The following is a 23,445-nucleotide window of genomic DNA, read 5'->3' on the forward strand; positions in this document are numbered from 1 at the left end:
GCCAGAGGTCGCTCCGTAGGCGCTGAGGCGCTGTTGCGTTCGGTGAGACGGCCGGCGAGCTGCTGGATTTGATCGAGTTCATTGAGGCCGAGCGCAGAGTCGACGAGAACGAGCGCTATCGGTGGGTTCGCATGTGGACCATGGTCGACCCATGACAGGGCGGCGTAAGACTGGCCTCTGACGCCGTCTGCAAGCGGGCCGCTGCCGACCCAGCGCGCCCAGAAGAAGAAGGCCCGGCCACCTGAACTCCCAGGGGTGGTCGGGCCTTCTTGCTATGTGCGGAGCACCGTCACCAGCGCCGCGACGGCCGCGATCATCGCCGCCAGCGCCTCGTTCGTCACAGTCGCGGTGTGGCCCGCCGACGCCGCACTCTTCGACCGGATGAAGACGCAGGCCGGATCTTTGAGTGCCACCGGATCTGTGAGTGACATCAGCGGCGTGGGCGAGAAGGCGTTCGGCGAGCCGAGTGCTGTCTGGGCCCTCAAGGGTGGGTGGATGATCAACATTCTCGTCGTGGGCTTCGACGTCACCGGCACTGAGACCGTCGTCGCGGTTACCAAGTCGGCGCTCAGCCGGATCTGAGCGGAGAGCGGCTGGCGCGCGACGGCCGCTTACAGGATGACCGCGGATTCGCCGGGTAGCGTCAGCGAATCCGACTGCAGCAACGCCGCGTCGTCGGTGGTGAAGATATGCACTCGGCCGACAGCGGGACTGTCCGCGGGTTGGGCGTCAGGTTGGCCACCACCATGTGTGTGCCGCGCTCGATCAGCAGCACGCCGTCGTCGTGCTGGCCGCGACCGTCCTGCTGCTGCCGGTGGTGTTCACCGCCGTGTACGAGTCGTCCGTCCCGGTCGGTGCCGCACGCTCGCCCTGTCGTGCCGCACGCTCATCCTGTCACCGCACACGAGAGCCGCCAGACCGGCCGAACCACGTTCGCCGGCAATGACGCGAACCCCGTGCACGTCCTCATCCCGAACGTCGTCCAATACTCGTCCCCACAGCACCGATCATCCGCGAGGGCCAGCCCCGCCACCCCGAGGCCGGGTGACACACAGAAGAAGAATCTTGACGACTGTCCCCTCGGCGGCGGCCCACCCACGACATGGCCATGACTGCCAACGTGGACACCAGACAACCGTCCACAGGGCGGCGGCGTACCGACTGAAGTTCGTTGATAGCCTCGGACGCGATCCAACCCGCTGTGTCGTACGCCCACGGGCCGCGACGAACACCCGCAAGGAGATGCAATGCTCAGACGACGGATGCTGCAGGCAGGTATCGCGATCGGCATGCTCGCCGTTTCCGTATTCGGGTGGAGTTCCGCCGCCAACGCCTCCCCGACCAGCTTCGTCGCCAAGGCGGTGCATTCCGGCGGGGCGGGTGCTGTCGCCGTCCAGGCCACCGGAGGTCTCAGCTGGTACAGCCGGTCCGTCACCGTCACATCGCTGAAGCTCTATGTCAAGGCGGGCGAATGCGGAAAGCTTTCGGTGATCGGATCGCAAGGGAACTCGGTCGTGGACGCCAAGGGTTGGGACCGCTGCGGCGGAACCACGGGTGGTTGGCAGACGATCGGCAACGTGACGCTGGACGGAAGCGCGGTCTCCGGCGGGATCACCGATGTCACGGTCTACGTGCGAGACGTTGACCACGAAATCGTCGGGTACGCCGATTGCTACCGAGTCAATTCGTCTTGTTACACCGGCCAATACTGATGCACGGCTGACGCCGCCGGCTCGCACCCGGCGAGGTACGGGCCGGCGTGGGCAAGCCAGCCCGGGGTCACAGTTGCGTTGCTCGATCGGGTGACGCAGTGAGTCCGATTTCCCTGCTGGCTCAGATGGCCCCGGCGAGCTCCGCGCCGCCGTCGCTCGATGACCGGTTCGCCAGTACCGAGGACGGTGTAAGGCCCCACTGTGACGAACTCCAGCTGGCCTTCGCGCACCAGACGCGGCAGATGTGCGCACCCGATCTTGGTGTCAACGGTCAGGACGAAGCGGCCGATGCCGACGCGACGGGCCGGTACGGCAGTTGTGAAATCCGTATGATCCGCGGTGTGGGGAGCATGCCTGGGACGATTCCCTGGGACGAGTCGATGCGCCTCCGCGATCAACGCGGTCCTGCCCTACGTCAGTGGCGTGTGGTCGTTCTCGTTCAACCACTACCAGTCCACCCGCTCGGAGTTCCGGCTCCTCGCCTTCTACCAGGGCTACAAACCTCTGGTACACCAGCGGTGCCACCGGCAACGGCACCGACGGCAGTGCCCCGTCCACACCCGGCGGCGTCAGCGTGAACACGCTGGGCCCGCAGACGATCTACCTGTGGTGGAACTCCTCCTCCGACGCGGGCGCCGGCGTCGCCGGCTACCACGTCTACCGCGACGACGAACTCGTTGCCGACATCATCGGGAACACCGCGTCGTTCTTCGACCGGCAACTCGACGGGTCACGCGCCTACCGCTACCGCGTCCAGGCGTTCGACGGGTCGGGCATGGTCTCCGGCCTGAGCGCCGAGGTCTCGGCCACGACGACAGCGCTGCCGGCGGCCCCGGTCAACTACGCCCGTTGCGGTGCCGCGGATGGTGCCACAGGCTGCTCGTACACGAGCACGAAGCCGGCCGACGCGACCTGGTACCCGGACACCAACGGCACCGAACTCACCGACGGCAAGCACGGAGGGCTCATCTACGGCCCCGAGTGGCAGGGTCGTAACGCTCCCGGCACCTACCAGTTCACGATCGATCTCGGTGCGACGAAGACGATCACCGAGATCAACACCACCTGGCTGCAGGTCCGGCCGGACTACACGTTCCTGCCGCCGAACCTGACCTACGAGGTGTCTAACGACGGCGTGAACTTCCGCACCGTCGCCGTCATCGACCGGCCGGCGATCGGGTCCGGCATCCAGGCCAAGACGTACCGGACGATCAGCCTCAACGAGTCCGCCCGGTACGTGCGGGCCACCATCGACGGCGGCGACGCCTGGACCATGCTCGACGAGTTCGAGGCCCGCGGCAACTGAACCGTCCGAACCCCCGAGGGCGGGCCCGCCCGTCTCTGGCCCGCATGTCGGCCCGGCCGGTCATGATGGTCGGCATGAGCCTCGCAACCTCGCTGGAGCAGATCGAACAATGGTTACAGCAACACACACCTACGACCGCCGCGCTGCTCGCACCGCCGGCGACCGCCGCCGAGATCGCCACGCTGGAAGAGGTCCTGGGGTTCCGGCTGCGTCCCGAGGTCGAGGCTCTGCTGCGCTGGCACAACGGCTCGACCGGATTCGACGGCGCGTTTCCGCTCGCCCCAGTGCACCGCATGCTCGACACGAGGCAGATCGCCGAGCGGTGGCGCACCATCAACGACGTCACGCGGGACTCTCGCGTCGACTGGCCCGACCTCTGGCGGCCGACCTGGCTGCCGCTGACCACCGATGAAGGACTTGCCAGCATAATGGTCGACCACAGCCCCGGCGCCGCCGGCGAGGCCTTCTACTGGGACCACATGGACACGCGAAACCAGCAGGTCCCGCCGTGGCCGAACCTGGCAAGCGAGGTCGCCGACCTGGCCACCGCCCTGCTCACCGGTGGTCGGATGTCCGGCAGTGCCGCCCATCCCGGTCTGCGCCCGGTCGTCGCCTACGACGGCGAACTCGGCTGGGACGACTGAGCGGGTCGGGCGCCGCCAGTGTCTGCAGCGGCAGACGCGTCGACACTCTCGGTAGTTTCTGACGACACGGAGGATTGTCCTGGTGCGCCGCGGATAACAGCCACTGCTCGAACCACCCGCAGCCGTCGAGGTCACACCCCGCTACGCCGATAAACGCCACCGTGACACACCCTCGCCGGCATCGGCGACGTGCGGCACCCGCCGCAACGCTCACGCTCGCACGGCTCGGCGAAGGGATGCACCCGATGTGCTCGCACGCAAACACCAGTCCGTCGCGACCACACCCCCGCCACCGCCGCCCCGTTAGTGACATCGCCGCCCGGCTCGGCTGCCACATGCAGACCGTGCGGGAACGGCTGGCCCGGTTCAACGCCGAGGGCCTCGACGGTCTCGGTGACCTGCCCGGGGCCGGACGCAAACGCCGGATCACCGAACGCGAGCGGGGCCGCATCATCGCGTTGGCCCGTTCGGATCCCCCGGGCCGGCCGGTCCGCGACGACAGTGGGCAGCTGGCCGCCGCAGATGAGCACGGCCCGCCGCAGTGGACACTGAACAGCCTCACCGAGAACGCCCGGGCCGAAGGCATCGACGTGCACCGCAGCCAGGTACGGCGCATCCTCATGGCGGAGAAGGTGCGCTGGCGGCACACCCGCTCCTGGGCGCACAGCGAGGACCCCGACTTCGTCTCAAAAGGGCGGCGGTCGTCGAGCTCTACACCCACCCGCCGGAGCGGACCACGGTGATCTGCGCCGACGAACTCGGCCCGGTGATCCCGCGCACGTTCCCGCCGGCGCCGGGCTGGTCGCCCGACGGCCACCGCATCAAAGCGCCCCTGGAGTACTCCCGGGGCAGTGACAAGACCTGGGTGTACGGCGGCCTGCGCATCCGCGACGGCACCGAGGTCACCTACTGCGCCCCGTCACGTAACAGCGACGGCTGGATCGAGTTGTTGACCCGCATCGCCGAGGTCAACCCACGCGGCCCGATCCGGGTGGTCACCGACAACCTGTCCAGCCACACCAGCGGCAAGGTCCGCCAGTGGCTCACCCGACATCCCCGCATCCAGCAGGTGTTCATCCCGAAGAAGGCCTGCTGGTTGAACATGGCCGAGGGCTGGTGGCGGCTGCTGCGCCGGGCCGCGTTCGCCGGACAGACCTTCGCCGACACCGGCGAGATCACCCATGCCGTGGACGTGGCCACCGCCCAGCTCAACACCCGGGCCAACCCCTGGATCTGGGAACGCCCTGCACCACCGACCCGCACACTACGCCGCAAGTTCGTGTACTGCCTTTGAGGAACTGAGCACTAGGACCGCCAGCGCGGCACCCGTCCCGCGCCACAGGGCCCGCCGCAACCGTCCATCCCCACCAGGGGGTCACCACCATGCACCGCTACTTCGAAGTGACCGAGCCGCCCGCCGACGAGCGCCGCCGGCCCCGCCGCACCGACGCGCACGTCGTCACTGTCGGCGAGAAGGAGCACTACGACCCGCGCTCCGCCCGCGACGCCGCCGAATACCGCATCGTCCTGGGCTACAGCAAGCGCTGACCCACGCCGGGCACGGGCCGGACCAGACCGTGTCCGGCCCCACCGGCGCATCACACACCAGCCGATCCAGGCCGCGCCACGACCGCGTCCACGCGCCGTGGCGGGCCCAGCTTCGACGCGCCGGCATCCGCCGGCCCACCAACATGCCCAAGGAACGTTCCATGCCCGTCTCAGCAACGCCCGACCGCCTACCCGACGGCGCGGCCGACCCAGACCTGCAGACCGTCTACCTCACCGGCCCGATGCCCGGCTGCGACATCCACCGCGCAACCAGGCGCCGGGACGTCGGCGCCGCATACGACGGCAAGATCAAGCACGGCCCATGGGCCTACATGTGCCAGCACTGTCTCGACAAGCACGGTGTCGGCCTCGGCACCGGCCGCGGACAGCGACTCAGACTCGGACCACGACCCACCGGAACGAAGTTGTGTCTGAATGAGCACGTCCAGCCAGCCGCAGCTGCCAGAGCAGCATCGGCAGCGCCGCGGCAACGACCTCTATCCATCGCCGGTGGACGCGTTGCCGCGGCTGTACGCCACCGAGCACATCGCCGCCCCGGACAAGCTCGTCGCCGTGCACTACTTCATCGGTAGCTGCGACTGGTGGATCTGCGAGTACGAGCCGGAGACCTGCACCGCATACGGCTACACGTGCCTCGGCGACCCCGATGGCCGAATTGCCGTTGAATCATGACAGTTGTGTGACGAAAACTGCCGGACCCGAATGTTCATCCGGGTGTTCCCTCCTGCTGGCCAACGATCGGCAAGACTCAGCGCGAACCAAGATCCTCTAATCGGAGTACTGCCTTGGGCACGCGCGGAAGACGGCAGTGGCGGGGAGCGGTGTGCCTGGTGGCGCTCGCGGTCCTCGCCGGGTTCGCCGTTCCCGGGACGGCGGCGGCGCACCCGTTCGGCGACCCGCAGACCGTCGCCGTCGGCCTCGGCGACGACCGGCCCGACATCGTGCGGGTGCGGTGGCGGGTCGGCGGGTCCGACGACCTGACGCTGCTCGGGGTGTCGCTCGGCATCCTGCCGCAGGACCGGGTCATGCTCGACGGCGCCGTCTTCTACCGCGACACGGACGCGGCGGCGATCGCGCCCGCGCCGGCGTTCGCGAAGTACCTCCTCGAACGGATCACGGTCCAGACCAACCGTCAGGCCTGTCCAGGGGTGCTGCAGCCGATCGACGACCTCGCCAAGCGGGGCGTGACGATCGACTACACCTGCCCGGGGCCGGTCGGGACCGCGTCGGTCGCTGTGCGGACGCTGACCGACCTGCACCCGGCCTACCAGACCCTGGCCACCGGGCCCGACGGGCAGCGGACGGTGTACCGCCAGGGCGCCGACTCCCACGACTGGCCCCTCGGCGACTCGCCGGCCACCGTGCCCGCGTCCGGCAGCAGTGCCGCGATCCAGCTCGGCGCGGTCGTCGCCGGCGTGCTGGTCGCGATCGCTGTCGTTTGGCTGGTGGGCCGTCGGATGCGGCGCAGGAGGGCACCGGCATGAGCGGCCAGCGAAGCGGCTCGGGCCGCTCATCATGTGACAGGTTTGGCTCAGGCCGACACCGGAGCGCAGCGCAGGTGGCGGCATGAGCGACCGGTTGCAGGAGTTCGTCAACGCTCCGGGCATCGCGCCGCTCGCGTTCCTGTTCGCGTTCCTGGCCGGCGCCGGGCACGCGCTGGGGCCCGGGCACGGCAAGAGCCTCGCGGCGGCGTACCTCGCGGGCTCCCGCGGCCGGGTCCGCGACGCCGCCTGGCTCGGCGGCACGGTCGCCGCGATGCACACCGTGTCGGTGCTCGCCATCGGCGTCGCCTGGACGTTCTTCTCGCTGTCCGACCTGGTCCGGATGGAGCAGCTGACCGGCTGGCTCCAGCTGGTCGCGGGCCTGCTCGTCATCGGCACCGGCATCTGGCTGATCCGCCGCAACATGCACGGTCATCACCATCACCATCATCACGGCGACGATCATCACCATCATCACGACGCGCACGACCACGAGCACGAGCACGGCCATGAGCACGACCACGGGCACGGCCAGGTGAAGAAGCCCGGGCTGGTGCTGCTCGGGATGTCCGGCGGGCTCACCCCCTCGCCGGCCGCGTTCCTCGTCCTCGCCACCGGACTGTTCGTCGGCCGCGCCGGGTTCGCGCTGCTGCTCGTGCTCACCTTCGGCGCCGGCATGGCCGTCGTCCTCTTCGGCGTCGGCGTCCTCGCGATCGCCGGCCGCACCGTTCTCAGCCGGACACCCCGGCTCCACGCCGCCGCCCGCGTGGCCCCCGTCCTCGCCGCCGGCGGTATCACCGTCTTCGGCGCCGGCATCGTCGCGTTTGCCGCGATGCACCTCGTCACTGTCACATAAGGAGAACCATGAGGCACCGACTACGGCGGGCGCTCCCGATCGCGCTCGCCGTCGTCCTCGCCGGCGGGTCCGTGCCCACGGACGCCGTCGCCGAGAACGCACCGCCGCTGACCGGCGGCGCGCCCGTGCTCAACCTGAGCGACGGGCAGACCCTCGAAGGGCGGGTCCGGGTCGAGGCCGAGCCGACCGTGGAGAACGACTCCGTCGTCGCGCTGACCGTCGACGGCAAGGCCGTTGGGGCCGCGCCGACGAAGGGCACCGCGCGCTTCGCGTTCGACATGGGCGGCAACGGTACCGAGGCCCGCTACCACAACTACATCACCGTCAACGACCACACGGCCGAGGCGGACCGGGTCTACTTCCCGGACATCCCCGGCGGCCGCAGCGGCGTCCTGGAGTTCCCCGGCGCCTGGCTGCACGCGGGCGTCAACACGGTCACCGTGCACGCCGGCGCGAACTGGGTCGACACCACCAACGCCAACGCGGTGGGCGTGGAGACGCTGCCGTTCGGCGAGGGCCTGCGCTGCCCGAACTACGACGACTTCCCGCTGAGCAGCCTCGCCCTCAGCCTGCTCGGCGTCGTGGCCGACGGCGAGGCGAACGCGTTCAGCTACAGCTTCGGTGACGGCAACTGCGGCAGCTCCAAGAACCTGCTGGTGAAGGACCTGACGTTCGTCGTCTCCGGCGAGCCCGGCTCGACCGCCGGCCTGGGCGTCGACCTCGACACCAGCACGCTGGACAACGGCGCCCACGCGGTCGTCGCGACCACGAGGTCCGGCGCCACCGCGCAGGCGCTCGTCGCCGTGAACAACGCGCCCGCCGGTGCCCCGAAGATCTCCCCGGCCGAAGGCTCGCTCGTGCGTGGCACCCGGCCGGTCATCGCCGCGCTCGCCGGCGCGCCCGGCGTCGGCAGCGTGCAGTCGCTGGCCATCGACGGCGCCCCGGCCGAGAACGCCGAGTCCCTCGCGGCCGGCACCGCGACGCTCGCGCTGACCGTCGAGGCCGGCAACTCGGCCGAGGCGAAGTACCACAACTACCTGCTCGTCAACGGCAACCGGGTCGACCTCGGCGGCGACTACGGCGTCGCCGGCGCCGAGACCGCGACGCTCAAGGTGCCGCACCGGTACCTCAAGTCCGGCGACAACACCATCCTGCTCAAGACCGGCGACTACAACGGCACCCTCAGCGGCGCCACCTGCGCCAACCACGACGACTTCCGGGTCACCCGGGCGTCGGTGAGCCTCACGCTGGGCACGTCCGGGACGGTCGCCGCCGGCCCGACGTACCTGGTCACCACCGCCACGAGCGGCGCGGTGACGAGGGAGGCGACGACCGCCGCCTCCCTCGCCCTGGGCGACGGCACCTGCGGCGCCAACAAGGAGGCCGAGTTCCACTTCGACGTGGCCGACGCCCCCACCACCCGCACGGTCGACACGCTCCGCGCGGGCACCGACGCCCACCTGCGGGTGTTCGTCGGCGGCAACGGCGCCGACAGCGGCTTCGACAACGTCGTACGGATCAACGGCATCCCGCTGAACCTCGGCATCTGGGAGAAGGAGGTCGCCGACCTCGCGTTCCCGAACGAGTGGCTCGTCCCCGGCGTCAACGTCGTCGAGTTCGTCGCCGGTAGCGACCACGGCAGCGCCAAGGCCGGCGGCTGCGACAACTACGACGACTTCACGCTGCGCGACTTCCAGCTCGCCCCGGCGGGCGCGAAGGCGACGCTGCTGAGCCGCGAGATCGCCGAGAACACCGTCACGATCGGCTCGGCGAGCTACCCGGCCGGCCAGCCGGTGACCGTGTACATCGGCGACGGCACCTGCGGCAGCAGCAGCAACGGCGTGCTCACCAAGACCGTCCTGTTCGACGTCACCGCCGAGAACGGCGGTGCGCTGCCCGCGCTCGGCCGGCGCGCCGACGTCGACACCACCAAGCTCGGCGACGGCGGGCACAGCATCACGGCCGTCGTCGGCGACAAGACCTCGACCCGGCGGTTCACCGTCGACAACACCGCGCCGGAGGTGGCCGACAGCGTGCCGGCCGAGGGCCAGCGGCTCACGTCGACCGTCGCGCTCGTGGTGCAGGTCAAGGACGCCTCCGGGGTCGCCGGCACGCCGGTGATCACGCTCGACGGCAAGGCCGTCGCGCAGGGAGCCCTGATCGGCCGGGGCCTGGCCGCCGGTGCGCACACGATCGCGGTCACCGTGGCCGACGTGCTCGGCAACACGGCCACCCGGGAGATCCACTTCACCAGCGCGAGCATCCCGGACGTGCCGTCCGAGCTGACCGCGACCGTCGGGGACCCCAACGCGCCCGGCGCCACGCTGTCGGCGAAGATCCCCGGCCCGGCCGGCGTGCCGCTCACGGCGACCTTCACCAAGGCCGACCAGGTCCTGCCGACCGGCGGCTACCAGGGCACGGCGACGTCGGTGCCGACCACGCTCGACGTGGCCCACGACGCCGCGGTACAGCTGGCGTCGCTCCAGCCGCTCGACGGCCGGACGATCGACACGCCGTCCGGGCGTGACGTGGTGTTCCAGCGCTACGACCTGAGCGTCGGCACCGCGCAGGACCCCATCCTGCGGTGGGAGGGCAGCATCGACCCCGAGCGGGTCGTGGCGCTGCGCGTGTGGGACCCGGCGGCCAAGCGCTGGACGGTGCTCACCAGCTCCCGCGGACAGGCCGGCCACACCACGGTGCTGGCCGCGCCGGTCGGCGCCGAGCACCGCGACGGCGGGACCGTCCACGTCCTGGTCACCGGCGAGGACCCCTTCGCCGACGACCTGTCGCCCCGCGACGCTACGGCGCAGCAGGACAAGGACCGCTTCGAGGACCCGGGCACCTACGACTTCGCGCTCGCGCACTTCACCGACACGCAGTACCTCAGTGAGGGCGCGGCCGGCGGCACCTACGACGACTGGGACGGCCGCGCCGAGCCCTCCGACGTGATGGCCGCCGAGGAGCAGGCGATCTGGGCCGCGGCGTACCGCAACACCACCCAGTGGATCGCCGACAACCGCGAGGGACGCAAGATCGCGTACACCGCGCACACCGGCGACATCATCGAGAACGACTACTACGACCCGCTCGCCAAGAACCCGGACGGCACGCTGCTGCGGCCCGGCCTCAACGAGCAGGTCGAGCGGGAGCTCGCGGCGGCGTCGGAGTACCAGAAGGTGCTCGACGACAACGGCGTGGTCAACCAGGTCATCGCCGGCAACCACGACGACCAGCTGGGCGCCGAGACCGGTCCGGACTCGCGGTTCAGCAAGACGTTCAGCGCCGACCGGTACTACGGTGTCGCCAAGAGCTGGCCGGCGGGCACCGAGTACCACGCCTGGGACGAGCAGGTCGCGGCCGACGGCAGCGTCATCCCCGGCAAGGACAACCAGAACAACTACGTGCTGTTCTCCGCCGGCGGCCTGGACTTCGTCGCGGTCGGCCTGTCCTACGGCGTGACGCCGCAGGAAGCCAGGTGGGCCGACTCGGTGTTCAAGCGGTACAAGGACCGCAACGGCATCCTGCTGTCGCACGACTACCTGAAGCCGTCGGTCAACCCGGACGGCCGCGGCGCGGACTTCTCGGCGCCGGACGGCTCGCCGCTCTACAAACAGGTCGTCGAGGCCAACCCGAACGTCTTCCTGGTGCTGGCCGGCCACGAGCACGGCGTCGGCACCAACGTGAAGTCGAAGGTCGGCGTCACGGTCACCCACGACGTCGTGGAACTGCTGGCGGACTACCAGTTCTACACGGTGTCCGCCGGTGACCTGTGGCCCGGCCGGGTCGACGCGAACGGCAACATCGACGTCAACGGCGACGGCACGGTGGACCACAAGGCCACCGACCGTCTCCAGTTCGGCGCGAGCTTCCTGCGCCTGCTGCAGTTCGACGTCGACCGGGCCGAGGTGCACATCGACACGTACTCGCCGTTCCTGAACAACTTCGGGGCGACCGAGTACGACATCCGGGCCGACGGCAGCCAGACGAAGCCGCGGTACAACGGGGCCGAGGACAACCTGACCCTGCCGGTCGACCTCACCACCCGCAAGACGTCGTTCGCCACCGACTCCCTCGCGCTGTACGTGCCGGGCGGCACGATCGCGCAGCAGGAGGTCACGGCGAACGGGACCGCGTCGGTCACCTGGTCCGGGCTCGCGCCGGCCACGTCGTACGGCTGGATCGTCTCGGCGACGAGCGCCGACGGCGGCGCGGCGGTGGCCCAGCCGGCGGTCTTCCGCACGGTCAAGGCCAAGCCGCAGGTGACGGCGACGGCCGCGCCGGTCGACTGGGGCACCGCGGCGAAGGTGGACGTCACCGTGGCCGCCGGCGGCCTGCCGGTCACCGGCAAGGTCGAGCTGCGCGAGGGCACGACGCCGCGCGGTACCGCGGAACTCGCCGCGGGCAAGGCGAGCTTCACCCTGCCTGCCGGCCTGTCCGGCGGCGTCCACAACCTGACCGCGGCCTACCTCGGCACCGACGGCTACGAGCCGGCCGAGGCCGGCGTCGCGGTGACGGTGAACCTGCCGCCGACCTGGGTCGCGACCACGCAGTACAAGTTCAACGCCCGGGTCACCTACCAGGGCAAGGTGTACCAGGCGGCCTGGGCGACGCAGAACCAGAAGCCCGGCGACCCGAACGGCCCGTGGCAGGAGATCGCCATGGCCGAGGACGGCGCCGCGCTGTGGACGGCGTCGCGGATCTTCAACAACGGCGAGTACGCCACGTACCAGGGCAAGCAGTGGCGTGCCATGTGGTGGACCCGCAACCAGGCACCGGGCGACCCGAACGGCCCGTGGGAGGAGATCGCCCCGCCGCCGCCGGGTGGCGGCCCGGCGGCGTGGGCACCGACGCGGGTCTACAACGCCGGTGACCGGGTGACGTACCAGAACCACGTGTACGAGGCGAAGTGGTACACCCGCAACCAGAAGCCGGGCGACAAGAACGGCCCCTGGAAGCTGGTCAGCTAAATCAGCCAGGCAGTCCTGCTGCTGGTGCCGTCCCTGATGCCGGGCGCACCAGCAGCAGGACCCGGACCCCCTGATACTCCTCCATGCGCGCCACCGAGAACTCGTCGCGCAGGAGCCGTGCCTCGGCCGGGTCCATCTCGGAGAACGGGTCGGGGCCCCGGGCCGTGGTCATCAGCCAGACCCGGTCGAAGCGCAGCAGGCAGCCGCGCAGGTCGGCGCAGCGCGCCGTCGTAGTTGCCGGCCTCCCGCGGGGTCCTGGGCCAGGAACGCGCCGCGCAGCTCGATGCCGCGCGGGCGCAGGTAGTACGCCGGCATGTGCGGGTGCAGGATCGCGTCGTTGTCCCCGGCGATGACCAGCCCGTCGGTCGACCTGGCGCCGGCGAACGCGGCGGCGGCGGCCCGGAAGTCGGGGTAGCCGAGCAGCGGGTCCTGCCGCAGCTCGACGTTGCCCGGCACCATGAGCGCGAACACCCCGACCAGCACCGCCACGGCAACGCAGAGTGGGGATACATCCCGCTGACCGAGCTTGAACAGCTCACCGCCGGACCGGGCGGGATCTGGGTCGTCGAACGTGACCTGCACTGGCAACCAACTCCGTTCCACCAGGTCCAGCACCCTGACACCGCCCAGCCGGTGCCCACACGGGCAGAGCACAGGCTCCCCGGCCGCACTAAAATGCACGGTGTCGGCTCGGCCTCTCGAGGTGGGCTGGTTTGGATTACTGGTGGGCGAGGTGTGCAAACACTCCCGGAGTGATCCTCGCCCGCGGCCACACCTCCGTACCGGACAACCGTCACCGACAGGACTGCCACGCCGTGCTGATCAAGGTCATCCGCGGCCACGAGTGCACCGACCGCGCCGGCGTCGCCGAACTCCTCGAACGCAGCGCCCAGACAGTCAAGAAGCTGGCCGCCGAACGCGCCACCAGCGGTTTCCCCGAACCTGTACCGTGCCGAAATTCGTCGCACGGGGTCTGAGCTGCTGTTTCGCGATAGTGGCGCAGGATGGGAGGAGTTCTTGAGCTGGGAGTTTGGGCGCCGCGCCACGCGGTGACGCTGTCCCTCAGTCGAAGGTGAGGACGGGCTTGATCGCGGTGCCGTCGCGCATGCCGGCCACGGCGTCACCGATGTTCTCGAAGGGGAAGGTGGTGATGAGCCGGTCCAGCGGGAAGAGGCCGCGTTGGTGGAGGTCGGCCAGTTCGGGGATGAAGCGCGCCGGGTCCGCGTCGCCCTCGATCACGCCGTGGACCCGGACCCCCTTGCTGAGCAGTCTCATGACGTCGAATTCGACGTTGGTGCCGATGCCGACGAGGGCGAGGTCGCCCTGCGGACGCAGGGCGGCGACGGCCTGCCGGAGCATCTCCGATCGGCTGGTGGTGTCCACGATGTGGTGTGCGCCGCCGCCGGTGAGGTCGAGCACGGTGGTGACGAGGTCGTCGGCCGCTCCCGGGTCCAGTGCCGCCTTGGCGCCGAGCTCAATGGCCAGGGCGCGTCGCGAGGCGACCGGTTCGATGACGATGATCGGGTCGCAGCCCAGGACGTTCGCAGCCATCAGGGCGCTGAGTCCGACGCCGCCGGCACCGATGACGACGAGGGAGCTTCCCGGCGCGGGGCGCAGACGGTTGAATACCGTTCCCGCACCCGTCTGGACACCGCAGCCCAGCGGCGCGGCAACGACAGCCGGCAGGTCGGCGGGAACCCGGATGGTGTTGCGCTCGTGGGCGAGCACGAACGTGGCGAAGCTGGACTGGCCGAAGAAGTTGCCGTGTACGGGGGCCCCGTCGCGGGACAGCGGGGTTGTGCCGTCGCCACGGCCGCCGGAGGTGTTCAGGGTCTGCTGGGAGTGGCAGTAGGCCGGGTGGCCAGCCGAGCACTGCTCACACGAACCGCAGCTGTTGAAGGTCAGGCAGACGTGGTCGCCCGGCGCGAGACCGGTCACTTCCGCGCCGACCGCCTCGACCACCCCGGCCCCCTCGTGGCCGAAGACCATGGGAGTGCGCCGCCGGGGCCAGATCGCCTGCATACTGAGGTCGGTGTGGCACAGGCCGGCCGCGGCGATCCTGACCAGCACCTCGTGCGGCCGTGGGGCTTCGAGATCCACGGACTGGATGACGAACGGTCCACCGGGGGTGTCGGTGACGGCTGCTCGGACCTGCATGACCAACTCCTTCGTGCGACCGAGCTCAGGCGACGCGCTCGAGCACAAAGTAGAAAAAGGGGCCGTCGGCGGAGAAGTGCTTGCCGTTCATGATCCCCATGAGCGTGTTCTCGTCGACTCGCTTGAAGTGGTCGAAGACCGGCTGGCCGTCGTAGACCATCGTCGCGGTCGACTCACCGCGGAACTCGACGGTCCACAGGCTGGCCTCGCCCTTGCCGAGCGCGGTGTTGGAGTACAGCTCGCCCTTGTCGTTCCGGCAGATCAGCGGCTTGACGTCCTTGAGGGTGGCGAAGGTCTTGCCGTACCACCTCACCTGGTCCAGCTGCCCGTTGATGGGGTGCCCCGTGTCGAACTCACTGCCCTTCCACTCGCCGAGGATCTCTTCGGGGCGGACCGTGTCCAGTACGGCCCAGATCTCGTCGAGTTCGGCGGCGGGAACCTGGCTGTCCTGTCGGCGCAGCTCGGCGAAGCGGGCTCGGGCCTTGCTCGCGTTCATGGTGACTTCCTCTCGCCGTACCCCCGGAGCGCGGGCATCGATGCCGACCCTACTGACAGCATAGACAGAAAATGTCAGGATGCGGCAAGGCCCCGGAGAACCGCGGTGACGAAGACCCGGACATGGTGCCGCCGGTGCTCGATGGCGTGCGACTCCAGGCTGATGCCCTTCGTGCCGAAGAACAGCAGCGTGGCGATGTCCTCCGCATCCATCACGGAGCACGCAACGTCGAACCGCTCGGCGGAGTCCACAAGCAGGTCACGGATGGCGTCGACGATCCGCTTCTCGTACTGGCTCCAAAGGTCTCCGGCTCTCAGCTGCACCTCGTCGATGAGTTCGTAGAAGTGGTTCGACTCCAGGCCGGGTGTGTGCAGGGCGAGTACGACACCGAGAATCGCCTCGATCCCCGCATCCGGAGAATGGGCAGCCGCGGCGGCGGCCTGCGCGTGGTCCGCACTCCGGTCGAGAGCCCACCGGGTCACCTCGCGGAACACGGCCTCCTTGTTGCTGAAGTGCTGATAGAGCGCCGGTCGTGACATGTCGGCAGCCTGTGCGATCACCTCCATCGAGGTGCGGCGGTATCCATAGCGGGCGAAGGTGGCCACAGCGGCCTTCATGACCCGGTACCTGCGGGCGTCGTCCATCACTGCCATTTTGACAACTCTAGTAAGGATTGTCAGGCTGCCGGACGAGGCCGGTTCAGCTCGTCGAGCACGGCGGTGGCCCGTCGCACGCCGCCACGCGGGTGGCCAGATGGCGCCGGGTGCGGAGCGCTGTTCCAATCGCGGCCCCGCCTGGACTTCGGCGACGAAGGTGATCACGCCGTCGCGCGCCTTCGCGGTGATAGGCGAGCAAACGTGGACGCTGCGGCCGGTTCCCCGGCCGATCTCCAGTCCGGTCATCCACGTGGCCAAGCGATCGGCGAAGTCGTTTCCTGGAGCCGGGTGCCCGGGTTGGTCAGGAGCGAGCGCGGGCATCCGGCGCCCTCATTTGTCATAATTGGCTGGTGGGCATGGTCGGTCCTGGAGATCGGGCTGGTGCGCCGGCTACCCGGTCATCGGCCCGGTCCGCCAGGTAGCGGTCATCGCCGGCAGGCCGCTCCGGTGATCTGCCGGTGATCTGCCGGTGGATGCCCGAGCACGGCAGGTTCGAGATCGGTGCGCTGGAACGGTCCTTCAATCCAATGACGAAATTGCTCGAAGCCAGTCGAGGTGACCCGCCCCCTTCGCTCCACCCGCATTACCGGGTTTCATCACTACTACGAGACGGTCTGCCCCCGTGCCCCGCGACGGTACTCGACCCCTCACGGTTGTCACCGCTTGGGGAACTCCCTCTCGCCCCCGGCCAACCACGCCAGGAACAGTATCGGGGCGACAGGTTCTCACGTTCCGTGCAAGAGCCCGGGCCAGGCTCGCGCCGCCTTCATGCCAGACGCCATCTGGGCAGTAAACAGGCTCCCCCAGACTCCTCCCGGGACTTGACTGCCACCCCGGTTTCGACGCCATCGAAGCTTGTAACGACACGTCACTAGCGGTTCGCTTTCGCTCGCCTTCCTGACCCACACCTGACGCGATCATCGCCGCGCCTTTCCCGCAGCGCTCACCACGAACGGCCGTTCACCGACGCAGCCTGCGGTGGTTTGGAACCTCCCCCTGCAGAGCGACTCCGGAGGACCTACCTCCATCTCTCACACAGCACCGCATCCAGAAGGACCTACACCACCTCAAACCCTCCCTCAGCGTTCGTGACACACCAGTCAGCTCAAGCACCGGCTCAGACCGATGCGCGGCCTGCGCACCGACCAGACCGCACAGATCATCATCGCCGGACACGCGTTCATGCAGAACCTCCGCCGCGGACACTACGAACTCGGCATCGACGCCCCACGCGGACACCGCGTCGCCGCAGCGTTCACCGAACTCGCCACCGCCATCTGAAGACCGGGCCGGCACCCGCCCAAACGCGCCCTCCAGCCGGCAAACGCAACAGCGCCCTGCCGACGAACGCCGGGGTCCCCACGAATACGGTCCGCATACCGGCCACTGTCCGCCGCGGCTTTGACGCGGCGCTGACGTGACCTTGTTACCGGCGCCGGGGCTTCAGCATTCCGCTGGAGCCCCGGCGCTCGTGTTTGTCAGGCCTGCAGGTGTACGCGGCGGCGCGCGACGAGCACCAGTGCCGCACCGATCACGACCGCGACCGCACCGGCGCCCACGAACAGCATGGTGTTGTCACCGGTGACCGGCAGCCCCGGCCCCGCGCTCGCCGACGCACTCGCGCTCGGCGAGGTCACGGCGACCTTCTTCGCCGGCACGTTGACGTTGGCCTCGTCGCCCTCCTCGGCGATGACCTGCGCCGGCGTGTGGTCGTATTTGCCGTCCTCACCCGTCATGATCTGCCAGCCCGCCGGGGCCGTGAACGTCAGCAGGACGTCACCAGCCGGAAGGTGGGTGAGCCCGAACCGGCCCTTGGCGTCCGTGACGGCCTCGGCGTACTTCGTCTTGCCGTCGGCGCTGGTCGCGACGACCTTCACACCCTGGACGCCGGGCGTCTGAGAGGGCGGTTCGCGCGAGCACCGGCAGGCACACCGGCCTGGCCAGAAACGGTAGCTGCACAACGATTCCAGCCACGACCCAGCAGTTGCCGAACGGCAGGGCCACCCCCGGGCAGGCGCCGGAGGTGGCCGATGCGTCCGTCGGTCAGCCGCTGTAGCTGAGCCCGTGTCCGAAGGGGTAGAGGGCGCCCGAACCGTCCGCGCGCGGAATCGTGACGGGCAGTTTGCCGACGGGGTTGACTTCCCCGAACAGCACGCGGGTCAGCGACTCCATCGAGGCGACCGTGTAGCCGTAGGTGGCCAGGTAGGTTGGCGCCGCGGTGAAGTACGAGATGTCATAGGGGTTGCGCATCCCCGACACGATGACCGGCTTGCCCATCGCGAGCAGCGCCTTGACCAGGGCCTGCTGGGCGGCGGCCGACGCGGTGGGCAGCCCGGTGTCGGCGTTGAGACTGGATGCGTTCATCGTCGATACCACCACGAGGTCGCTGCGCATGGCTTCGGCGACCACCTGGTTGATCCTGGTCTGGCTGGGTGTCGTGCCCGTCTCCGCGATCGTGACGGTCTGCCCACGTCGACCGATCGCGTTGCCGAGCGCGCTCGTCGTCGTCACGCCCCACCCGGTCACGAGAACCTTCCGCGGGTCATGAGTGAGCGGCAGTACGCCGGCGTCGTTCTTGACGAGCGTCGTGGTGTGGTCGGTGATCAGTTGCGCGTCGGCGAGGTGGTCGGGCGCGCCGACGACCTTGTCCGCCAGCTCGACGTCGACGAACGGATGGTCGAACAGGCCCCGCTTCATCTTCAGCCGCAGGATCCGGTAGACCGAATCGTCAAGGCGGTGCATGGAGATCTCGCCGTTGCGGACTGCGTTGAGCACCGACGTGTAGGCGACGTCCATCTGGGGCGCCAGCACGAGCTGGTCGGCGCCGGCCTTGAACGCCTCGACCGGCGCGACGTTCGGCGGGTACGTGCTCGTCGCCCCTTGCATGTCGAGGGCGTCAGTGACGATGAGCCCGTCGTAGCCCAGCTCCTCGCGCAGCAGCCCGGTGAGGATGGGCTTGGACATTGTCGCCGGTGCGCCGCTGGAATCAACCGACCGGAGCACGACGTGCGCGGTCATGATCGTGTCGACGCCTTGGGCGATCGCGGCCCGGAACGGTGGCAGGTCGATCGCCTCGAGCTGCGCGCGGGTGTGGGTGACCTCTGGCAGGCCGAAATGGCTGTCCGTGGCGGTGTCGCCGTGCCCCGGGAAATGCTTGGCAACCGTGGCCACACCGCCGGCGTGGTAGCCGGCCACCTGGGCAGCCACCATCTCGGACACCAGGGTGGGGTCCTCACCGACCGACCGCACGCCGATGACGGGGTTGGCGGGGTTGACGTTGACGTCAGCGACGGGCGCGTAGTCCTGGTTGATCCCGACGGCCGCCAGCTCGGAGCCGATCACCTCGGCCGAACGGTGCGCGTCCGCTGTCGAGCGTCCCGCGCCGAGGGCCATGTTGCCGGGCATCTCAGTGGCCGGCGCGACGAGCCGGTAGACGACAGCGCCACCCTCCTGGTCGGTGGAGATAAGCAGCGGAATCGATTGCCGCTGGCGGGCGGCAGCCGCCTGGAGCCCGTTGGACAACGTGGCGATCTGCCGCGGGTTTCGCACATTGTCGGGCCCGCGTCTGGAGTCGAAGTAGATGACCCCACCCGGCTTGTACTTGTCGATGACCTGAGCCGGGGTGTCGACACCGTACAGTGCCCGGTTTCGGGCCGCCATGGCCGGGGACACGGTGTCGGCATCCTGGCCGTACACCTCGACGACGAACAGCTGCCCGACCTTCTCCTCGAGGGTCATGTGCCGGATCATGCTGATGATCTTGCCGCGGATCCCCGCATCATCCGAATGCCCGGGCCCACCAGTGTTCACCGCGCCGATCGGCCCCTGCCCCTCAGCGACCGCCGGCGCCGCCGTGGACGACAGAAGCGCACCGACCGAGACTACGGCAACGCAGACTCGCCAACCGAACCGATGGCGCATGCGAACCTCCCTGAGAAGATCAGTGACGACCTCACTGTAAGCAAGCCTAACTGCAAGGGATACATCCATCTGCTACCGTCGCTGCTCCAGCAGCGATCCGAGCATGCTGGTCCGGAGTTCCCCCCTCGGACTCGACACCCTGAAACCAGACAGTGGTCTGGGGGAAGGATGTCCTGATGCCCCCGTCCATCGAAGTACCCCGAGGCGTTCCGCAGGGATGCGGTCGAGCTGCTTCGCTCGTCGCCGCATCGGGTACGGCGGGTGAGTACACGCGGACTCCTTGAGGCCAGGGGCGCGACTGTCTATATGAACAGTCATCGATCTAGGATCGGCGAGGCAAGGCGCGCAGCGTCGTCGCCTGTAGCTTGCCGAGCCTCGACCGCCAGCTGCAACGACTTCTACCCGTAAAGCAGGTGCGCCCCGCGGCGGCCGTCGAAGTCCGCGAGTTCCCCGGTCCAGGCGCCGACCACGTCGAAGACGTCGGCACCGGCGTCGACCATCTCCCGCAGCCGCGACGACCCGGTGAGTTTGTCGATCCAGTTGTCGGCCCGCCAGGCGAACGCCGGATACTTGCGAGCCTCCACGAGCATCGCGACGCCGACGCGGATCGGGTCGTACCGCTCCCGGTCGACCACCTTCACCTCGACGCCTGCGCAGAGTTTGTTGAGCAGTTGCGGCTTTTGTCCGGCCGCTGTGGGCGTGAAGTATGCCTCGCGGAACTCCACGCCCGGCAGGTTGCGGGCGTTGAGCCGGTCACCCCAGTGGTAGTCGAAGTCGTCGGCGAGGCCGCCGATCAGTTCGAACGGGCGGGTGGTGCCGCGACCTTCGGTGATCGACGCGACGGCCTCGAACATGCAGGTACCGGGGTAGACGAGCGCCGAGTCGGGCGTCGGCATGTTAGGGCTCGGCATCACCCACGGCACATCGGTGTCCGCGGCAAACTTGTCGCGCTTCCAGTGCTCGCAGGCGATCACCTGCAGGTCGACCGACCGTCCCGCCTCGGCTGGCAGGAACTCGGCGTTGAAGAACCGTGCGAGCTCCCCGACCGTCATGCCGTGCTGCTGCACGATCTCTTTCTTTCCGACCCCGGAGGTGTACCCGGCGGTCATCATCGGCCCGTACGCGCGTCCACCGATCGGGTTGGGCCGGTCCAACACGACGTACCGCTTGCCGAGCCGGGCGGCCGCGACCATGGAGTCGTACATCGTCCAGATGTAGGTATAGAAGCGGGCCCCGACATCCTGGATGTCGAAGACGAGGGTTTCCGCGCTCGACTTCGTGATGAGCTCACCCCACTTGGCCTGGGATGCGCCGTACGCGTCGTAGACGACGATGCCGGTGCGGGCGTCGGTCCCGGTGCCTTCGCTGCCGCCGGCCTGGGCCGAGCCCCGGAAGCCGTGCTCGGGGCCGAAGGCGGCGACCACCTCCACCCGGCCGGAGCCGTGCATGAGGTCAACGAGGTGACGGTACTCGGCGTCGACGCCGGTAGGGTTGGACACGACCCCCACCTTCTGACCGGCCAGGGCCGCGAAGTCGGAGCCGACCAGCACATCGAGGCCGGTCTTCACGCGGCGAACGCCGGGTTCGGCCGCAACAGGCGCGGCTGCGGCCGTTGCGGCCGCTGCGCCGAGCGCGCCAGCGGCGACAGTGCCGACGAGAAATCTTCTACGCTCCACGGAACCTCCTGCCAGGTTTGGTCATGAGAGCTTCTCCTGCACAGCCGGCCTATCCGAAAGCCGGTAGGTAAGTTACCTCGACTCAAGGGTTCTTGAAAGTTTCCTACCCCAATTGCTGGATGTCAATTGGGAGCATGACGAATGTCTGCCCCGGTCACGGCAGCCTCCGGGCGACGACGTGGCGCCGGCCCTGCGGCCGGCGCCACAACCCTCGTGAAAGCGGCGGGCCCGTCGGCGGCCGACGGGCCGCACTCCGCGGCCACCTCACTAGCGATGAGTCGGTTCCAGCCGGGCGGACTGAGGTAGCCGATCCATCGGTGAGGCTGCTGACTGTTGACGAGGTGGCACAGCTGCTCGGGGTCTCATCGCGATGGCCGGCTGATGAGTGCCGTGGCGGACGCGTCGCGCACGTCCTCATCGTGCGGAGGCGGCATTTCACCATGAAGCAGGTGGAGCAGGCCATCGAGCGCTTCAGCGTGCAGCCGGAACATCCGGCCGGGCAGCCGCAGTCGCTGGATCCGGGTCGCACTTTCTCGGTGAGGCCGGCCACCGGACAGGCTCGCCGTACCTCTTCCGGCTTTCCGCTGGACCAGTCGACGAGTAGCCCGTACCCGCAGCATTGGGCATCGATGATGCGTATCCGCGGGTGCGCCACCCCATGACCGGATCGCTCGCTCGACCACGCGTCGATAATCGTCGCCGCCACAGGGCGTGCGGCCGACGTACTCGGTCGGGCGGATTGGGCGTCTTCGACGAGCGGTAGGCGAGGATCGGGCGCGCAGACGGTGGCAGGATGACCGGCTGGGTATTGGGTTGTTCGTCGACGCCGGGCGACCAGCTCGTCGCAGCTACATCCTGTGGTCGGTTCGATGCGGCTCTACGGACGGCTCGCTGGCAAGTGGTACGCGGGCGGCTTCGGTTTGGCCTCCACCGAGGATTTCCCGAGTCCAGCCGGCGCGCCGTCGCCGAGCAGGGACGGATTCTCCTCGAGTAGCGCCGTGATGGCTGCCCGGAGCTGGTCGGCGGGGAGCGTCTCCACCACGCTGTCCAGTGCCAGGAGGCCATTGACGTCCTCGATCCGGGCTTCCCGGAGCACCCTGAGCTGCTCTTCGCTGTACAGCCGGGTCACGAGGGCCGCCAGGAAGCGGTTCCGCGCTTCTTCGGTACTCATGCTGGCCCGGTACGCCTCGATCGCGGCGACCACTTCCTGCGTCTCGGTCGGGGCAGCGGCCTCTGCCGCGGCGGCCTGCTCGGCACGGGTGCCCGGCCGGCCGGTCTCGCGGGATCTGAAGCGATTCCACGTCGACCTCACGTCCGGCACCGCTTGTTCGGCCAGCCATCTCGTCACGTGCGGTTTGGCTTTGTGCACGGCGGCGGTGGCGCCGAGGATGAGCAGGGCGCCGAACATCTCCTTCTCCCGCCCCGACAACCACGGCTCCGCCGGTGTCAGAGGTCTGTCGGGCGGGCTCGAATCCATGGTGTAGTCGAACACTATCGGCGGATCTTTTCTTCGTCCTCGTCGATGTCGCTCAGCGTGACGTGACGTGACGTGACCGAGCTTGTTGGTGCCGTCTTCGCGGGTCAGGGGGCTGTACTCGCCGGCTTTCCTGCGACTTGGACAGATGCAACCCGTCGTCGTAGTCAACCCACATCTTCTTTCGAGGCATTCGCCGCCGCCGTCCGGGCCGGATTCAAAGTCGCAAGTGCACGGCCGGTACAGCACCATCTCCGGCCGCCGCGAGATCGTCAGCCAGGTATGCCGTTGCGGACCTGACCATCGCGCATGAAGGCCCAACGGCGGTCACCGGCCACGCCGTGCCAGGAGACGCGAGCCTCCCGCAGCTCCTCCGCCCCCATGGACTTGACCGGGTACCTCCACAGCCTCACCACCCGGCCCACCGGCCGACGACCCACGCCACCCTGCACGGCAACCTCCTTGTCGGAGGCGCCCTTGCCGTCGACACCGAGGTGGAGCGTGGCGGACACCCGTCCGTCGCAGCGCCT

General features: G+C 69.1%; 23 protein-coding genes and 1 pseudogene. 14 read left to right on the plus strand and 10 right to left on the minus strand.

Annotated elements, in window-relative coordinates; translation table 11 throughout:
• The first annotated feature begins 276 nt into the window (after positions 1 to 276).
• The 11 genes from ACQEVZ_RS02470 to ACQEVZ_RS02520 all read left to right on the plus strand — a co-directional run bounded on the left by ACQEVZ_RS02470 (position 277) and on the right by ACQEVZ_RS02520 (position 12,535).
• A complete protein-coding gene (locus ACQEVZ_RS02470; protein ID WP_433360645.1) occupies positions 277 to 582 on the plus strand; it encodes a hypothetical protein in 306 nt (101 codons plus the stop codon).
• A 665-nt stretch (positions 583 to 1,247) separates the two neighbouring features.
• A complete protein-coding gene (locus ACQEVZ_RS02475; protein ID WP_433360648.1) occupies positions 1,248 to 1,712 on the plus strand; it encodes a hypothetical protein in 465 nt (154 codons plus the stop codon).
• Between the two features lie 574 nt (positions 1,713 to 2,286).
• Positions 2,287 to 3,018, plus strand: a complete 732-nt coding sequence (locus ACQEVZ_RS02480) for a discoidin domain-containing protein (RefSeq protein ID WP_433360651.1) — start codon at positions 2,287 to 2,289, stop codon at positions 3,016 to 3,018.
• A 74-nt stretch (positions 3,019 to 3,092) separates the two neighbouring features.
• Positions 3,093 to 3,662, plus strand: coding sequence for an SMI1/KNR4 family protein (locus ACQEVZ_RS02485; protein ID WP_433360654.1), 570 nt, complete (start codon positions 3,093 to 3,095; stop codon positions 3,660 to 3,662).
• Between the two features lie 245 nt (positions 3,663 to 3,907).
• Positions 3,908 to 4,405, plus strand: coding sequence for a helix-turn-helix domain-containing protein (locus tag ACQEVZ_RS02490; protein ID WP_433360657.1), 498 nt, complete (start codon positions 3,908 to 3,910; stop codon positions 4,403 to 4,405).
• Positions 4,402 to 4,956 (plus strand): IS630 family transposase, encoded by a 555-nt coding sequence (locus tag ACQEVZ_RS02495; protein WP_433360660.1) that lies wholly within the window; start codon positions 4,402 to 4,404, stop codon positions 4,954 to 4,956. Before ACQEVZ_RS02490 ends, ACQEVZ_RS02495 begins: the two co-directional genes overlap by 4 nt.
• Before the next feature lie 89 nt (positions 4,957 to 5,045).
• The gene (locus tag ACQEVZ_RS02500; protein ID WP_433360663.1) at positions 5,046 to 5,210 is read left to right on the plus strand and encodes a hypothetical protein; all 165 of its coding nucleotides are present in this window, start codon (positions 5,046 to 5,048) and stop codon (positions 5,208 to 5,210) included.
• Positions 5,211 to 5,645: 435 nt separating this feature from the next.
• Positions 5,646 to 5,903, plus strand: coding sequence for a hypothetical protein (locus ACQEVZ_RS02505; protein WP_433360666.1), 258 nt, complete (start codon positions 5,646 to 5,648; stop codon positions 5,901 to 5,903).
• A gap of 158 nt (positions 5,904 to 6,061) precedes the next feature.
• Entirely contained in the window at positions 6,062 to 6,715 is a 654-nt protein-coding gene (locus ACQEVZ_RS02510; protein ID WP_433360669.1) for a hypothetical protein, read from the plus strand.
• Positions 6,716 to 6,797: 82 nt separating this feature from the next.
• A complete protein-coding gene (locus tag ACQEVZ_RS02515; protein ID WP_433360672.1) occupies positions 6,798 to 7,568 on the plus strand; it encodes a cobalt transporter in 771 nt (256 codons plus the stop codon).
• Positions 7,569 to 7,576: 8 nt separating this feature from the next.
• A complete protein-coding gene (locus ACQEVZ_RS02520) occupies positions 7,577 to 12,535 on the plus strand; it encodes a carbohydrate-binding protein (protein ID WP_433360675.1) in 4,959 nt (1,652 codons plus the stop codon).
• Between the two features lies 1 nt (position 12,536).
• Here ACQEVZ_RS02520 and ACQEVZ_RS02525 read toward each other — a convergent pair whose 3' ends face one another.
• Together ACQEVZ_RS02525 and ACQEVZ_RS02530 are read right to left on the minus strand one after the other, a co-directional pair.
• Positions 12,537 to 12,707 carry a hypothetical protein gene (locus tag ACQEVZ_RS02525; protein WP_433360678.1) on the minus strand — a complete coding sequence of 57 codons (171 nt, stop codon included), beginning with the start codon at positions 12,705 to 12,707 and terminating at the stop codon, positions 12,537 to 12,539.
• Positions 12,707 to 13,123, minus strand: coding sequence for a hypothetical protein (locus tag ACQEVZ_RS02530; protein WP_433360681.1), 417 nt, complete (start codon positions 13,121 to 13,123; stop codon positions 12,707 to 12,709). Before ACQEVZ_RS02530 ends, ACQEVZ_RS02525 begins: the two co-directional genes overlap by 1 nt.
• Before the next feature lie 227 nt (positions 13,124 to 13,350).
• Here ACQEVZ_RS02530 and ACQEVZ_RS02535 point away from each other — a divergent pair, with 227 nt between their 5' ends.
• On the plus strand, positions 13,351 to 13,512 hold the full coding sequence (locus tag ACQEVZ_RS02535; protein ID WP_433360684.1) for a hypothetical protein: 162 nt from the start codon (positions 13,351 to 13,353) through the stop codon (positions 13,510 to 13,512).
• Positions 13,513 to 13,597: 85 nt separating this feature from the next.
• On the opposite strand, the gene ACQEVZ_RS02540 is transcribed toward ACQEVZ_RS02535, so the two are convergent.
• The 3 genes from ACQEVZ_RS02540 to ACQEVZ_RS02550 all read right to left on the minus strand — a co-directional run bounded on the left by ACQEVZ_RS02540 (position 13,598) and on the right by ACQEVZ_RS02550 (position 16,165).
• Positions 13,598 to 14,692: an NAD(P)-dependent alcohol dehydrogenase gene (locus ACQEVZ_RS02540; RefSeq protein WP_433360687.1), complete on the minus strand. Its 1,095-nt coding sequence runs from the start codon at positions 14,690 to 14,692 to the stop codon at positions 13,598 to 13,600.
• A 25-nt stretch (positions 14,693 to 14,717) separates the two neighbouring features.
• Positions 14,718 to 15,188: a DUF4334 domain-containing protein gene (locus ACQEVZ_RS02545; RefSeq protein ID WP_433360690.1), complete on the minus strand. Its 471-nt coding sequence runs from the start codon at positions 15,186 to 15,188 to the stop codon at positions 14,718 to 14,720.
• A 74-nt stretch (positions 15,189 to 15,262) separates the two neighbouring features.
• Positions 15,263 to 16,165 (minus strand): TetR/AcrR family transcriptional regulator, encoded by a 903-nt coding sequence (locus ACQEVZ_RS02550; RefSeq protein ID WP_433360693.1) that lies wholly within the window; start codon positions 16,163 to 16,165, stop codon positions 15,263 to 15,265.
• A gap of 780 nt (positions 16,166 to 16,945) precedes the next feature.
• Here ACQEVZ_RS02550 and ACQEVZ_RS02555 point away from each other — a divergent pair.
• A pseudogene (locus tag ACQEVZ_RS02555) lies at positions 16,946 to 17,125 on the plus strand (IS6 family transposase); the annotation flags it as partial.
• Between the two features lie 197 nt (positions 17,126 to 17,322).
• Here ACQEVZ_RS02555 and ACQEVZ_RS02560 read toward each other — a convergent pair.
• The 3 genes from ACQEVZ_RS02560 to ACQEVZ_RS02570 form a co-directional block, all read right to left on the minus strand.
• The gene (locus ACQEVZ_RS02560; RefSeq protein WP_433360696.1) at positions 17,323 to 17,805 is read right to left on the minus strand and encodes an SdrD B-like domain-containing protein; all 483 of its coding nucleotides are present in this window, start codon (positions 17,803 to 17,805) and stop codon (positions 17,323 to 17,325) included.
• Between the two features lie 82 nt (positions 17,806 to 17,887).
• Entirely contained in the window at positions 17,888 to 19,834 is a 1,947-nt protein-coding gene (locus tag ACQEVZ_RS02565) for a glycoside hydrolase family 3 protein (protein ID WP_433360699.1), read from the minus strand.
• Positions 19,835 to 20,163: 329 nt separating this feature from the next.
• A complete protein-coding gene (locus tag ACQEVZ_RS02570) occupies positions 20,164 to 21,441 on the minus strand; it encodes an exo-beta-N-acetylmuramidase NamZ family protein (RefSeq protein WP_433360702.1) in 1,278 nt (425 codons plus the stop codon).
• 341 nt (positions 21,442 to 21,782) lie between these two features.
• Here ACQEVZ_RS02570 and ACQEVZ_RS02575 point away from each other — a divergent pair, with 341 nt between their 5' ends.
• The gene (locus tag ACQEVZ_RS02575) at positions 21,783 to 22,103 is read left to right on the plus strand and encodes a hypothetical protein (protein WP_433360705.1); all 321 of its coding nucleotides are present in this window, start codon (positions 21,783 to 21,785) and stop codon (positions 22,101 to 22,103) included.
• Positions 22,104 to 22,318: 215 nt separating this feature from the next.
• Here ACQEVZ_RS02575 and ACQEVZ_RS02580 read toward each other — a convergent pair whose 3' ends face one another.
• Positions 22,319 to 22,933 carry a hypothetical protein gene (locus tag ACQEVZ_RS02580; protein ID WP_433360708.1) on the minus strand — a complete coding sequence of 205 codons (615 nt, stop codon included), beginning with the start codon at positions 22,931 to 22,933 and terminating at the stop codon, positions 22,319 to 22,321.
• A gap of 254 nt (positions 22,934 to 23,187) precedes the next feature.
• On the minus strand, positions 23,188 to 23,427 hold the full coding sequence (locus ACQEVZ_RS02585; protein ID WP_433360711.1) for an MOSC N-terminal beta barrel domain-containing protein: 240 nt from the start codon (positions 23,425 to 23,427) through the stop codon (positions 23,188 to 23,190).
• Between the last annotated feature and the right edge of the window lie 18 nt (positions 23,428 to 23,445).

The sequence above is a fragment of the Dactylosporangium sp. CA-152071 genome, from assembly GCF_050936335.1.
Classification (GTDB): domain Bacteria; phylum Actinomycetota; class Actinomycetes; order Mycobacteriales; family Micromonosporaceae; genus Dactylosporangium; species Dactylosporangium maewongense.